Raw genomic sequence first — 13,593 nt, 5'->3', positions numbered from 1 at the left:
TACCTACGAATTAATTCGATAAAAACGCCACCAATGCTATGAATTGGATAACGCGCATCTTGGATTATATATACAGCCCGCCCTGTGAGCAAATGCCCACTTATTCCCATTTCACCGCATTACAGGTACAATCGGCGTTATGACGCTTACAATCGTTATGCCGGTGTTTAACGAAAAAAATACGATCGAAGAAATATTGAAACGGGTCGATGCTTTAGATTTGGTCGACGAAATCGTGATTGTCGACGATGGTTCGACAGACGGCACTCGGGAAATCCTGCATGAAATGCAGAATTCGCATCCCAAGATCAATCTTATCCTGCATGAGAAAAACTCGGGAAAAGGCGCTGCGGTCCGTACGGGCATCCATGCGGCAGCCTCGGATCTGGTTTTGATTCAAGACGCCGATCTCGAATACGATCCCAGAGATTATCCCGCGCTTCTGAAACCAATGGAGGATGGGGTAGCGGACGTCGTATACGGATCGCGCTTCTTAGGAGCCCCGCGTCGTTCAGCGATGTTTTGGCACATGGTTGCCAACAAATTGCTGACATTCATGACCAATCTTCTCTACAACAGCATTCTCACCGACATGGAAACGGGATACAAACTCTTCAAAAGGGAACTAATCCAATCCATTCCCTTGAGATCCAATCGATTCGATTTTGAACCCGAGATCACTGCGAAGCTGCTGAAACGCAAAGTCCGCATCGTAGAAGTGCCCATATCCTTCTACCCACGTGAATATGCGGAAGGAAAGAAGATCGGGCTGAAAGATGCTTTTGAGGCTGTGTGGACACTATTCAAATACCGTCTCGTTGATTAGTCAGGCCAGACATATCACCCGATCTTATCGATCGAGCCCGCTTCTTTAATGTCGCTTATATTCAATTCCAGGCTTGGGGTATTCCAATAATCACTTCGTTCTAATTTGAATGCGATATCGATAAATTCGGGCAGCGTCGAGTATAACTCGCCCTTGCGAAACGCGATGGCATCGAACACTTTACCGCCCTGTTTCAAAGTCAATTTGAGATGGGTGCCGTCTTTGCCTACCTGTCTCTTGCCCAACACTCTGGTATTGGCGGCAGCAAATTGAGGTACCGGATTTCCTTCACCACAAGGCTCGATCCTTTCGATGAACTCCTGCAATTTCCAATCAAGATCCTCAAAACCAACAACCGCATCGAGGGTAATGGCAGGTCGCAATTCTATTCCGGATAGCTGAGAAGATGCGATTTCGCGCAATCGTGCTTCCAATTCATCGAGATTTTCGTTTGCCACGCTAAATCCTGCGGCCGCCGAATGTCCGCCGAATCGTTCCAAAAGGTCGGCACAACGCTCTAAGGCATTCGTGATATGAAATTCCGGGACACTTCTGCCGGATGCTCTGGTGCTCCGCTCTCCCTTTACCGCCACAATTGCCGGCCTGTAGAATTCGTCCACGAGTCGCGAGGCGACCAGACCAATAATGCCCTCGCTAAATGACTCGTCGGCCACGAAGATGAAATCCATCTCCCGGCCTGCATCCAGTCCGAGTTGCCGGGCTTTCTCGATCGACTGCCGCATAATCGTTCTGCGCTTCTGATTCAACTGCTCCAACGACGTCGCCAATTCTCTGGATCGAACGTCATCCGTCGTCACCAATAGACGAAAGGCGTGCTCCGCCGAATCGACTCGTCCTGCAGCGTTGATCCGCGGACCAATTCCAAATCCAATCTTTGTTGCGTCCACTCGCCCAATCTCGTACCCGGCCTCCCTGCAGAGATTAACGATGCCCAGCCGGTTTTCACTCCGGATTACACGCAAGCCTTCCCGCACCATAATCCGATTTTCCGATATCAATGGCGCCATGTCCGCAATCGTCCCGATAGCGACCAGGTCAAGGTTATCGCGGTGCGAATTCGTGCCTAGTTTCCTGGAGATGGCTTCGGTCAACTTGTAGGCAATGCCCACGCCGGCGAGTCCTTTGAAGGGATACTCGTCATTTTCTTGTTTCGGATCGATTACAGAACACGCCTGGGGCAATGAAGGACCGGGCTCGTGGTGATCGGTTACGATCACGTCCAATCCGAGTTCGTTGGCGTGGCGGATTTCTTCCAAAGCCCTGATTCCACAATCTACGGTTACGACGAGATCCGCTCCTTTGGCCTTTATTCGATCCAGCGCATCCCGGTTTAGCCCGTACCCTTCACGAAAACGATCCGGGATGTAGTGGGTTACGTTGCCCCCCAACGCCGAAAAATACTCTACGAGCAGCGCTGTCGCTGTCACCCCGTCGGCATCATAATCTCCGTAGATGACGATGTTCTCGCCGTCGTCAATCGCCTCCTCGAGTCGATGCACTGCCGGCTTCATTCCCTCCAGCAAATAAGGGTCGGCAGCCTCTTGCGCCTTCCCACTTAAAAACATCTCTGCATCAGCCATCGAATGAATTCCGCGATTGGCGAGGATTTGACTTTCGAGTTTCGAAAAATCTGAAAGTACTTCCGTTGATGCGTTCTTGACTCGTTGAGGTAAAATCCAGCGCTTATTCAAATTATTTCCCTTCATCATTTCATCCCCCAATCAGAATATGCAATCCTAATTCTACACGTTTCTCGACATTAAGCGTTGTTTTTCATCAGCTGGAATGCGTGTTACGATATACATATGCGAATCGTATTCGTTGGCTCTCCGGAGTTCGCCCTTCCCAGTCTGGATGCTTTACACGAAAATTTTAACGTCGTCGGGGTGATTACACAGCCGGACCGTCCTGCCGGAAGAGGACGAAACCCGCATCCGCCTGCGGTGAAATCTTACGCTGTCCAACACGAGATTCATTTCATCCAGCCGCTTAAGGTCCGCGAAGCGGAAGTTCAAACGCAGCTCGAGACTTGGAAAGCGGATGTCGCCGTTGTTGCAGCGTATGGGCAAATCCTTCCGGCCTCCCTTCTCGACATCCCCGTCCATGGGTTCATCAACGTGCACGCTTCTCTTCTGCCTCGCTGGCGAGGTGCTGCACCCGTTCAAGCTGCAATACTGCACGGTGACACGGTTACCGGCATCACGATCATGAAAATGGATCCCGGTATGGATACAGGCCCGATTATCTCCCAATCCGAGGTAGATATCGGGGAAGAAGAAACCGCCGGAGAGCTTCTTTCGCGTTTATCTCACGTCGGCGCAAAACTGCTGATCGATACCCTACCAACCTACCTGGAAGGTAAAATCGACGTCACCCCCCAAAACGATCAGAAAGCGACATACGCGCCTCTGATTCGCAAATCGGACGGAAAGTTCACGCCCGTTCAGAGGGCAGTTTATGTCGCCAGACAGGTCCGTGCTTACGAGCCCTGGCCCGGATCCTATTTCGAGTGGGACGATAAACGCGTACGCGTTCTAAAAGCACATGCGCTTCCTTCAAACTCGGCCGAGATCGGCAGTCTTGTCGAAGTCGACGGCTTTCCGGCAATCCGTATGGAGGAGGGAGTGCTCGTGCTCGATGTACTCCAGATTTCGGGCAAGAAGGCACTGTCCGGTGACACGTTCTTGCGAGGAGCGAGGGATTTTCTTGGATCCAGGATTGGACTGTAAACAAACAGCGAATCACGATTTTCCATGGTAGACTGATCGCGAGGTCGCGTTATGTCACCTTCTAAACCACTTTCCGGACCGATGGAACTGCAGATATTGCGGACGCTCCATCCTCCCCTTCCATTGCTCGAACAAATTGCCTTGCTTCACACAGAAGCAGGTTTTTCTGTAACCTCTACAGAAATTAAAAATCGCATCGACGATTTACCAAAATCGGACCGCCTTCTTCTTGCGGTTTCCGGCGAGCATCTTATTGGCTATGCGCATTTGCGTGTTACGTGCGACCTGTACCATGAAAAAGCGGCGGAAATCGCTTCCATCATCGTGCGGAAACCGTATCGAAAACAATACATCGGTCGTCGTTTGATCAAGGCCGCAGAAACGTGGGCGCGCCAGTCCGGATTGCCGCGCGTATTGCTGCGGGTGGACCACAACAAAGGAGACTTGATTTTTTTCGCCCTTGCCATGGAATATGAAGAGGACCGAAATCTTCTCGAATTGAACCGCGAGCTCAATGAAACTTCCTGATCGACATCGATTCCCGCACTCCTTTCGTTTCATCTCCCGATTCTGTTGACAACCACATTTTATATGGCAGAATGGCCGTGCTATGCCCTCATTTTCGACTGAATTGCTTGTCGTTGGCGCCGGCGCCACGGGTCTGGGGGTTGCCTGGGATGCATGCCTGCGCGGGATAAAAGTTGTCGTTGTGGATCAAGGCGGCATCGGCCAAGGTACTTCGGGACGGTACCACGGGCTGCTGCATTCGGGTGGGCGCTACGCAACCACGGATCCCGATATCGCTCGCGAGTGCGCCGTCGAAAATTCAATTCTGCGGCACATCGTACCTCACGTTATTGAAGATTCTGGTGGGCTTTACGTTTCCTTGAACACTGACCCTCCGGATTATGCCCCCGAGTGGTTCCGCACCTGCCAAGAAATTGGTATCGATGTAGAACGCATAGCGCCTGAGGAAGCGCTTAAACTCGAACCGTCACTGACCAAAGACATTGCCCGTACGTTTTTACTCAACGATGGCGCATTGGATTCCTTCGATCTTCTGAACAGCCTGGCCGAATCGATCCGCCAGATCGGAGGCCAGATCTGGCTGCATCACCGGCTAAAGGGTTTCGTAATCGAGGACAATCGAATCGTTGCCGCACAGCTCTTTGCAGAAAACGAACAGGAAACGATTCAAGTTGGCGCTGATATTGTGGTCAATGCTGCCGGACCCTGGACCAACGAAGTCACCTCGTTCGCAGGGATCAACATACCCATCACACACAGCAGGGGTACCTTGATCGCGATGGCGAACAGGACGGTCGACCACGTGATCCACCGCTGTCGTCCCCCCGCGAGTGGTGATGCGATCGTCCCCATCGGATCGGTGATGGTAATTGGCACCACAGATGTTCCGGTCTCCTCTGCTGAGGACCTCGCCATAGATCCATCCGAAATCGATTTTCTACTCCATCATGGCGAGGAACTAATCCCAGGCTTATCTACCCGTAGAGCGCTGCGAGCCTGGTCGGGCATTCGCCCTCTACATGATCCCGGCCGGCATACTCCGGATACGACCAGAGACGTCTCGCGTTCTCACGTTCTAATCGATCACGCCATTACGGACAGTATCTCCGGATTGCTCACGATCTTTGGTGGGAAACTGACCACGTTCCGGTACATGGCGGAGCAAGTGGTTGACGTTGTGGCAAAAGAACTCCACGTCGAGGAAGAATGTTCTACACATTCCGTGCTTATATACCCGCAGCGAAAGAATTATTTACTGCTTACGGATCGGGCAAAGCATTTATACCAACCCTGCCAGGCGATCAACGATTCCGTGATTTGTGAATGCGAAATCGTTACGCATTCGGATGTAGAGACCTCACTTCGATCTGGAGATCAATTCAGTCTGGATAATTTACGGAGTGAAACGCGTTTGGGAATGGGACCTTGTCAGGCTGCTTTTTGCGCCGTTCGCGCGTGTGCGCTGGCCAACCAATCACATGAAACACAGGAGATGCTGCGTGACTTCTTCTCATTCCTAGATCGGTGCTGGAAAGGTACGCTTCCCCTCGCCGGGGGGCAGAGCATGCGGCAGATGACTCTTGCGCGTCGAATTTACCTCGAACTACTCGATGTTCAGCAATTTATGGATGATGATTCGTGACGGACGTGCTGATTGTTGGAGCCGGCCTTAGCGGATTATTCGCATCCATTGTCGCCGTAAAACACGGCGCCCGCGTTACGCTGGTCGCTTCAGGCAACGGTGGACTTTCCCTCTCGCATGGCTGCATCGATGTGTGGTCTGGTTCTCCGCCATCCAGGGTACTTTCCCGTCTCAGGAAATCACATCCGTATCGATTGGCCGGAAAACGCGCCCTCAACGACGCCGTTGATATGCTCGATGAGATATCGAGGAATGCAGACTACCCGCTCCTTGGGAGCCTCTCGAAAGCGACGCTCCTGCCGACCGCATTTGGCGCAATCCACACCACTGCATATGCGCCGGCATCTTTAGCCCAGACAAGCATCCAAAAGGGCAAACCGATCTCGATCGGCACGATTCCCGGACTGCGGGATTTCTTCCCGGACCTGCTGGCCAAGAACATCGAAATGAACGGCTACACAGTCGAGCGTACAATCCAGCTCCCACTCCCAGGAGCAGCACCTCGCCGCGATCTCTACGCCACAGATCTTGCTCAGCGATTTGAAAATCCCTCAGATTGGGTGTCGATTGCCAGGCTGTGGAAACCGCGCCTCGCAGGTGTTGATCGTCTCGGCATCCCTGCGGTGCTCGGCATTCATGATTCCCATCGTATCTTTACGGCTTTCCAAGACTTCCTCGATATTGGAATTTTTGAAATCCCCACTCCGCCGCCAAGCCTACCGGGGCTGCGCCTGGAAAAGATACTATCTGCCGCGGCGACCAAAATGGGAGTCGACATCATCCTCGGCTCATCCGCAACGGGACGTATAGAACGCAGCAAGAAAGTCCGGCGCGTATCCGGTGTCGTCCTTCACACCACGGGGGGCGAACACAATCTCGATGCTCGCGGCGTAATCCTGGCGACCGGCGGTTTCCTAAACGGAGGTCTGGCTGCTAGGCGGGATGGGAATATCGTCGAGACTGTTTTCAATCTTCCCGTTCAGCATTCAGAGGATCGTCAAGCCTGGCTTGCATCCTCACCCTTCGAGGAGCAGCCCTACGAGAAATTCGGTTTGCTCGTCAATTCACGCATGCAGCCTCTCGATCTGCATGGCGATCCGGTTTTCGAAAATCTGTATGCTGCGGTCGTCATCATTTCAGGCGCGGATCGACAGTGCGAAGGTTCGCGCCAGGGCATTGATCTCGCAACTGCATATCGTGCCGCGGAGGCTGCACTCGAATGAACCAAGAGTTCCTCGCTGCGGACCAATGCCTCAAATGCAACATATGCACGGCTGCGTGCCCCGTCGCAAAAGTGACGGATCTATTCCTCGGTCCAAAAGCCGTCGGTCCTCAGGCTTACCGGTTCCGGCATCCGCATGCATCCCTGCCGGACGTAAGCGAAGCATGGTGCTCGAGCTGTGGCACGTGCTCGCTCGTTTGCCCGCATGACGTCCCGGTGGCAGAAATGATCGCCAAGATGAAGGAACGGTCGGCAGGCGAGGTCTCGTTGAGAGATCGAATCATTTCGCGCCCCGAAACCTTGGGGCGACTCGCTTCGAGATTCACGGGCCTTGCGAATTCTCTGTTTAGATCACCCGCTGTGCGTTCCATGCTCGATAAATATCTTGGCATCAGCAGCAAAGCGGTGCTCCCGACTTTCTCACGGACGAATTTGCGTCGGTCGCTGCGCGATTATTCTGTCAAAACGCCGAATCGCCTCGAAGAAATATCCCGTCTCACCGTCGGTTATTTTCACGGTTGCAGTACGAATTATTTCGAACCCGGAATCGGTGAATTTACGATCGCGATTCTCGAAAGGCTTGGATTGTACGTGTTTCTACCCCCTCAGGTTTGCTGCGGCTTACCACTCCAATCCAATGGACTTTTCGATGCCGCACGTAAACTCGCCAATCAAAACATCAGATATCTGGAACCATTTCTACGGGAGAAAATCCCGATTGTGGGAACCAGCCCTTCCTGTACGCTGGCGCTAAAGCATGACTACCGCACCATTCTCGGGATCGATACAGAAGAGTCGAATCTACTCGCGAACTCGACCTACGATTTCTTTGAATTTATTCTTCTATTCATGAGCGATGAACTTTCGCGAATTAAACTCAGACCCGTGCCGGCTCGTGCTCTTTATCACCCGCCATGCCAATTGCGCAGCCACGGGATTGGTACACCCGCATTATCGATCCTGCGCAATATCCCCGGGCTGGAACTCGAAGTATCCGATTTCGCCTGCTGTGGAGCGGCAGGCACCTACGGCATGAAGTCCGAACGCTTCGAGATTGCTTATGCGATTGGAGAGAGGTTATTTCGCAAGGCGATCGAAACGAACGCCGACTTCATTATGTCGGATTCGGAAACATGCCGTTGGTGGATCGCAGAACACACGAACCTGCCTGCATACCACCCCCTTGAAATACTCGCTCGTTCGATGGGAATCGTATGAAAAGGCTGTTCCTCGTAAGACACGGTCTTTCGGTGGCAAACCGCGAACACATCGTACAAGGTCAAACCGATTATCCACTTTCGGAAGAAGGACGAATTCAATCCCGGAAACTTGCGGAGTACTTATCGACGTCGATCGATTCACCCGCTGCCATCCTTTCCAGTTCACTCATGCGCGCGCGAGAGACTGCTGAAATCCTCGCCCAGCAATTCGGCGGCAAGGTGGAATATGACGAAATATGGATGGAGCGCAGGTTGGGCAAAGCACAAGGCCAGAATTACGAAACCGTCAGGTCCTGGTACACATCGGACGGCGTGCCTTCTCCGTATGAGCCCATTCATGGCGACGGAGAAAGCTGGCTCGAGCTATTTATTCGCGCCGGTCATGCACTACTCACACTCATGAATCGACCAGCAGGCACTTACATCGTCGTGTCTCACGGCGGTTTCCTTAACGCCATTCTGCGCGCCATCTTGGGACTGGCGCCACACGGTGGCCGGACTTTTCCTCCTAAATTCGTCTTCGAGAACACCGGATTTGCACAAGTGGAGTACGATGAAGTCTATGCCAGTTGGCAAATCGTAAGGCTTAACGCTACACCCCACCTCGAAGAAGAAACTTCTTAGTCGGCGTGTACCTAAGAATCCATTTTCGTGATGTAGCTACGAGGCAAGGATACGCTCGTCCCCTTTTCTCATCGTTATGCCGACCGAATCCATGTATTCCATGATGGCCAGTGCATATTTTCTTGAAGTTTGGAACTTATCGCGTACCTGGGCGACCGTAATGCTGTTCCCTTTCTCGAGGAATTGTTTTATTTCTGACACGAAGGCCTCGAAGTCGGTCGAACGTAGAACAACGTCCTTCGACAACTGTATCAGCGTTCCGGATTCAATCAAATACCGATACAAATCGTCTCCGATCAGTTGGCTGCTCTCCTTGACGCTGGGTGTCGAGTACGGATTCTGCTCAAACACATGCAGCAATTCGTCGATTGCCGTTTCCTGCTGTTTGGATAATTCGACTTTATACCCATGAATAGAAACTCGATCGTTTTCAATAGCGACGACGTTAGCGTCCGCAGCTCTATTCAGCATGACTGGAAAAAGTCTTGCGGGAAGGTTCAGTTTCGCTTTGAGTTCTTCCACGGGCATACCCAAACGCAGAGGGCTGTGTTGGTGGAATGTTTCGAGAAGATGCCGCAGCCGCAAGGCAAAATTCTCCCAAGCCCCGCGGCTGATGACGACGTCCTCTGTTTTTGGAAATTCTGCTGTCGCTTCGCCGCTCAACACGATAATTTTCTTCTGACCAATGAGATCCGCGATGGCCTGTTCTTCTTTCCCCTCCTCGATTCTCGCATGCACGAGCGCCTTTCGAAGCGTGACGGGGCCAAGATCGTCGAGCGATTGGGCGAGGATGTCCGCAGTATTTCCTTGCAGCAATTTCTCCAGTCTCGTGATATTTCTTTCATCGAAGCGTTTTCGTAAATGCGCGGGATGCGGCTCGAGTATCACGCCGCCCCCCAGCGTAGCTCCGGGTGAAGGCCAGCGGAGGATAAACCGATCCCCGCGAGCAGCAACGATGGGTTTGTCCAGGATGAGTTGCAGCCAGCCTGACTCCCTGGGATTTAGTTCATCGCGAGCGAGAAGGCGCACGCGGGCTTCTCGCTGCGCTGACCCGGTGAACAATCTCAGTTGCATATTGTGCTTCAGCTTTGCGGCCGCGTCTTTCAAATGCCGGTAATGCACCTCGATATTTTGCGTCTCCACGTACGTATCCGGAAGCGCAACGACGTCTCCCCGTTCTAATTCTGCGACTTCAATGCCCGTCAGATTTGCCGCAACGCGACTTCCGGGAACAGCCGTCTCAATTTTCTGCATATGCGTTTGCAAACCACGGATACGTGTTTTTTGCCCGCCGGGAAGCACTACGGCCTCCTGCCCGACACTCAATTCCCCATCGATCAGCGTTCCCGTCACGATCGTCCCAAATCCTGAAATCGTGAAAACTCGGTCGATTGGAAGTCTCGGCCGTCCTACGTTCTTTCGTTCTTCGCTTTCATCCAACACTTCCCGAAGCACGCTTACCAATCGATCGAGGCCGATACCGGTCTCGCTCGAAAGCGGTACGATCGGCGCCGAAGCAAGCCTGGTCGGCGCCAGCAGCTCCCGTATTTCATCCGTGACCAAATCGAGCCATTCCTCATCCTCGACCAGATCCACCTTCGTAAGCGCTACAACTCCGCGGTGGACGTCCAGCAAATCGAGTATTGCCAGATGCTCTCGGGTCTGCGGCATAACCCCTTCGTCGGCGGCGATCACGATCAATGCGGCGTCGATCGCACCAACGCCTGCGAGCATGTTGTCGATGAAATCCCGATGGCCGGGGACATCGATAATGCCCACCGTCTCCCCGTCCGGCAATTCCATCCAGGCAAAACCGAGGTCGATGGTCATTTCTCGATCTTGTTCTTCCTTCAAGCGGTCGGGGTTAATACCGGTCAGCGCCCAGATCAAACGCGACTTGCCATGATCCACGTGTCCGGCAGTTCCAATGACCTTCATCGCTTTGCCACACTCCCGTGCAAGTTTCTACAAGGAATTCGTGTGCAGCGATGGATCACACTGCATCGTTTCTTACACATTATTAGGTTCTATCATTCCAATGGTTCTGCGTCTACCAAATTCGGTATCCCACCGTAACGCACCCGATTCATCAAGTAGAAGGTTCATGAGGCCTCGATGATTGCGAGATATGAGTTGTTGATTCATAAGAAATATCGGATGGCTTTATTCCTTCGATTCGGCGGCCCACTCACGCAACATCGTCATCATATGTGTCAAACGTTCGAGGTCATTTTCCCGCATCATGTTCAACAAACGCAACGCTTCGGTTGAATTTTCTTCAAGAAGATCCAACTGGGCAGTGATTTTATCGTGCAGCCGACTATGCTCGCGCCATTGTTCATCGGCGGTCAGTTTGTATGTATTCCACCGCTTTTGGTCATCCGCCTGGAAGGCACTCCACTCCTGCTTCGACCGATCCGTATTGATGCGATGCATTTCAGTCACCTCGTTGATTCTTCTTTCCAGACGGTCTAACGCTTTGTCCAGATCATCTTTTACTTGCTTTAAATTCTGATACGCTACCTCGAAGGCCAATAAACGTTCGTCCAGTTCGCCGCCTCGTTTGATGTATTCGTCGAACTTCTTCTCTTTCTCTTTCCACACACGTTCGAACTCGGCTTGTTTCAAGTTTTGCTGCTCTGCCCATATTTTTTGGGCTTCTTGCTGCTCGTCTTCACTCGCCTTCAACTCGGAAATCCGAACTTCGATTCGCCGCACTCGATCAAGAATGCTGTCGAATTCCCCGCGAATTTCGTGGGATCCTTTTCGAACATTGGAAATTTCGGATTGAACGTCCGCAATCCTCTTCGCATCCTGTTTTCTACCTTCTTCCATTGAAGCTATCGATCGGGAACGCAAGTCGTCATTGGCGATAAAATCATCCAATTCCCTGCGGAAATTATCCAACTCCTTCGAAATACGAATTTCCTCCTGCTTTCGCTCCTGGGCTCGTTCGTCAATCTTGCCTAAATCTTGTAATTGCAGCCGAATTTCATCAATCGTGTTCGCATTTTCTTTGAGATCTGCGCGCCTTATTTTTTCAATATCCTTTTCCTTCTTCGTTCGCCTCTCTTCGGCATCCTTCAACTGCTTCGAGACTTCTTTCCGGTGTTGAACGAGCGTATCGTCAAATTGATTGATACGAGCCGCCAAAGCTTTCAAGCGCGTCAACTCTTCGGACATATCTTGTCCCTGATGCACCTGTTTATTGACGCTTTCTTCAATGTTGCTCATGCGCTCCATCAACCGGCTGATGGCATCGGCGTCCTTCCTGCGAGTTTCGTCCAGCCACTCAAGCCGCTTTTCAATTTGCTCTTGCTCCATGGTTTTTACCTCGGTTAATAGAAGCGCGCGGATTATAGCATACGGACAATAGGCTCTTACGGAAACAATTGGGTCATCCCGGCCGCTGCTTCGACGACCCACGGATAACTCAACTGGGGGAAAATGCCAAGTAACAAGCAGAAGGCTACACCGGCGATCATGAAACCTCTTTCAAAAATCGGCATCACCATTCGTTTACCTTCGTAGTCCGTCGAAAGGAATATTCGCAGCCATCTCAACGCAATGGCTCCGATACACGCAAGCGATAAAATCACAGACAAACCCGCTATTAAATCGGCATTCAGCAATGCTTCGATCAGCGCCCATCTTCCCGGAAAACCTGCCGATAATGGAAATCCCGCCACGGAAAGCAGCCCCGTTATTACGGCCACAACGGAGATCGGCGAGTAATACGCCGCTCCCTTATACTTGAAGTCTTCTTTCAATTCAGGCTTGTAATTCTCAATCGTCGCCAATCCGATACCCAGCATGGTAAGGCTGATCGCACGAACGACTACCATATCGATGGCCAATTGGAACCCCGCTGGTGTATTTGTTCCGATGGCCAACAAGGTCACGCCGAAATCCGAAACCAGCGCGTAGGCCATGATCTTTCGAAGTGAATGCTGCGCAAGCGCCCAGATGCTGCCCAGACAAATCATGACAATTGCGGCGACGCGAATCCCTTGAAACAAGCCGAGATTCTCGCGAAGCCAGACAAAGGAGTCGAGGAAACGCAGCAGGAAAAACACGCCAGCACTTTGAAGCAGTATCGTAACGAACGCCAGAGCATACGGGTTCGATTGTTCCGCCACGCCGGGGAGCCAGATATGAAACGGCGGCACTGCCATGAGTACGCAGAAGCCAAGCGCAAGTAGAATCGTCGCTCTAATGGCTAATTCCGGCGTTGCCGGTGTGACGCCCTGACTTTCGAGAATCCAACCCGCAATGAGGATGGAAACCATTCCGATGGTGTAGAGTACGAGTAATCGGACACTTCCGGATTGAGAACTTGATTCTCTGGACGAGAGAATGAGAACCGCTCCCATTGCAGTGATTTCAAGGAATATCGCTGCAAACAAGAATGGTTGGATCATAAAGGATGCTGCTACCACGCCGATCGATATGATCCCTACGAAGATAAAAGTTCGATTTGGGCGCGCAATCCAAACACCGCCAAAAATAAAGCTTCCAACGAGATACATGAACGCAACAGCCGCTCGATTTCCCTGATCCAGGACCATCGACCTTCCAAGCAATCGCCAGGTTGTGCTCCATTTCAACGAAGCGCCGAGTAAGACAAAAGGTTCTTCCAGCGTGGCTAACAACGTAAACCCCCCGATCAGCAACGCCCCAACAGATGCGATTGAAGCCGTCAACCCCAATCGCCTTCGGAAGGGTAGAACCACGATCGCCAGTATCCCAGTCAGTATCAGGATGATCAACGGCACGCTCAT

Annotated in this window: 11 protein-coding genes; 7 read left to right on the top strand and 4 right to left on the bottom strand. The window is 52.0% G+C overall.

Translation table 11 applies throughout. The features are described from left to right. The first annotated feature begins 139 nt into the window (after positions 1–139). Positions 140–826: a glycosyltransferase family 2 protein gene (locus tag P8Z34_00790; GenBank protein ID MEJ2549199.1), complete on the top strand. Its 687-nt coding sequence runs from the start codon at positions 140–142 to the stop codon at positions 824–826. Positions 827–840: 14 nt separating this feature from the next. Here P8Z34_00790 and recJ read toward each other — a convergent pair whose 3' ends face one another. Beyond that, a complete protein-coding gene (recJ, locus tag P8Z34_00785; GenBank protein MEJ2549198.1) occupies positions 841–2,553 on the bottom strand; it encodes a single-stranded-DNA-specific exonuclease RecJ in 1,713 nt (570 codons plus the stop codon). 99 nt (positions 2,554–2,652) lie between these two features. Here recJ and fmt point away from each other — a divergent pair, with 99 nt between their 5' ends. The 6 genes from fmt to P8Z34_00755 all read left to right on the top strand — a co-directional run bounded on the left by fmt (position 2,653) and on the right by P8Z34_00755 (position 8,812). Then, complete coding sequence (gene fmt, locus P8Z34_00780; protein ID MEJ2549197.1) at positions 2,653–3,576, top strand: methionyl-tRNA formyltransferase; 924 nt, start codon at positions 2,653–2,655, stop codon at positions 3,574–3,576. A 123-nt stretch (positions 3,577–3,699) separates the two neighbouring features. After that, positions 3,700–4,104, top strand: coding sequence for a GNAT family N-acetyltransferase (locus P8Z34_00775; protein MEJ2549196.1), 405 nt, complete (start codon positions 3,700–3,702; stop codon positions 4,102–4,104). A gap of 82 nt (positions 4,105–4,186) precedes the next feature. Beyond that, positions 4,187–5,746: an FAD-dependent oxidoreductase gene (locus tag P8Z34_00770; GenBank protein ID MEJ2549195.1), complete on the top strand. Its 1,560-nt coding sequence runs from the start codon at positions 4,187–4,189 to the stop codon at positions 5,744–5,746. Next, the gene (glpB, locus tag P8Z34_00765) at positions 5,743–6,969 is read left to right on the top strand and encodes an anaerobic glycerol-3-phosphate dehydrogenase subunit GlpB (GenBank protein ID MEJ2549194.1); all 1,227 of its coding nucleotides are present in this window, start codon (positions 5,743–5,745) and stop codon (positions 6,967–6,969) included. Before P8Z34_00770 ends, glpB begins: the two co-directional genes overlap by 4 nt. Beyond that, entirely contained in the window at positions 6,966–8,186 is a 1,221-nt protein-coding gene (locus P8Z34_00760) for an anaerobic glycerol-3-phosphate dehydrogenase subunit C (GenBank protein MEJ2549193.1), read from the top strand. The genes glpB and P8Z34_00760 overlap by 4 nt, the downstream gene beginning before the upstream one ends. After that, on the top strand, positions 8,183–8,812 hold the full coding sequence (locus P8Z34_00755; protein ID MEJ2549192.1) for a histidine phosphatase family protein: 630 nt from the start codon (positions 8,183–8,185) through the stop codon (positions 8,810–8,812). Before P8Z34_00760 ends, P8Z34_00755 begins: the two co-directional genes overlap by 4 nt. Before the next feature lie 36 nt (positions 8,813–8,848). Here P8Z34_00755 and selB read toward each other — a convergent pair whose 3' ends face one another. The 3 genes from selB to P8Z34_00740 form a co-directional block, all read right to left on the bottom strand. After that, positions 8,849–10,750 (bottom strand): selenocysteine-specific translation elongation factor, encoded by a 1,902-nt coding sequence (selB, locus tag P8Z34_00750; protein MEJ2549191.1) that lies wholly within the window; start codon positions 10,748–10,750, stop codon positions 8,849–8,851. A 225-nt stretch (positions 10,751–10,975) separates the two neighbouring features. Then, positions 10,976–12,136: a hypothetical protein gene (locus tag P8Z34_00745; protein ID MEJ2549190.1), complete on the bottom strand. Its 1,161-nt coding sequence runs from the start codon at positions 12,134–12,136 to the stop codon at positions 10,976–10,978. 56 nt (positions 12,137–12,192) lie between these two features. After that, a complete protein-coding gene (locus P8Z34_00740) occupies positions 12,193–13,593 on the bottom strand; it encodes a proton-conducting transporter membrane subunit (protein MEJ2549189.1) in 1,401 nt (466 codons plus the stop codon).

It is taken from the genome of Anaerolineales bacterium, assembly GCA_037382465.1.
In the GTDB taxonomy this organism is placed as follows: Bacteria; Chloroflexota; Anaerolineae; order Anaerolineales; family E44-bin32; genus WVZH01.
The sequence above is the reverse complement of the archived record's forward strand: the minus strand, read 5'-3'. Positions and strand labels throughout refer to the sequence as shown.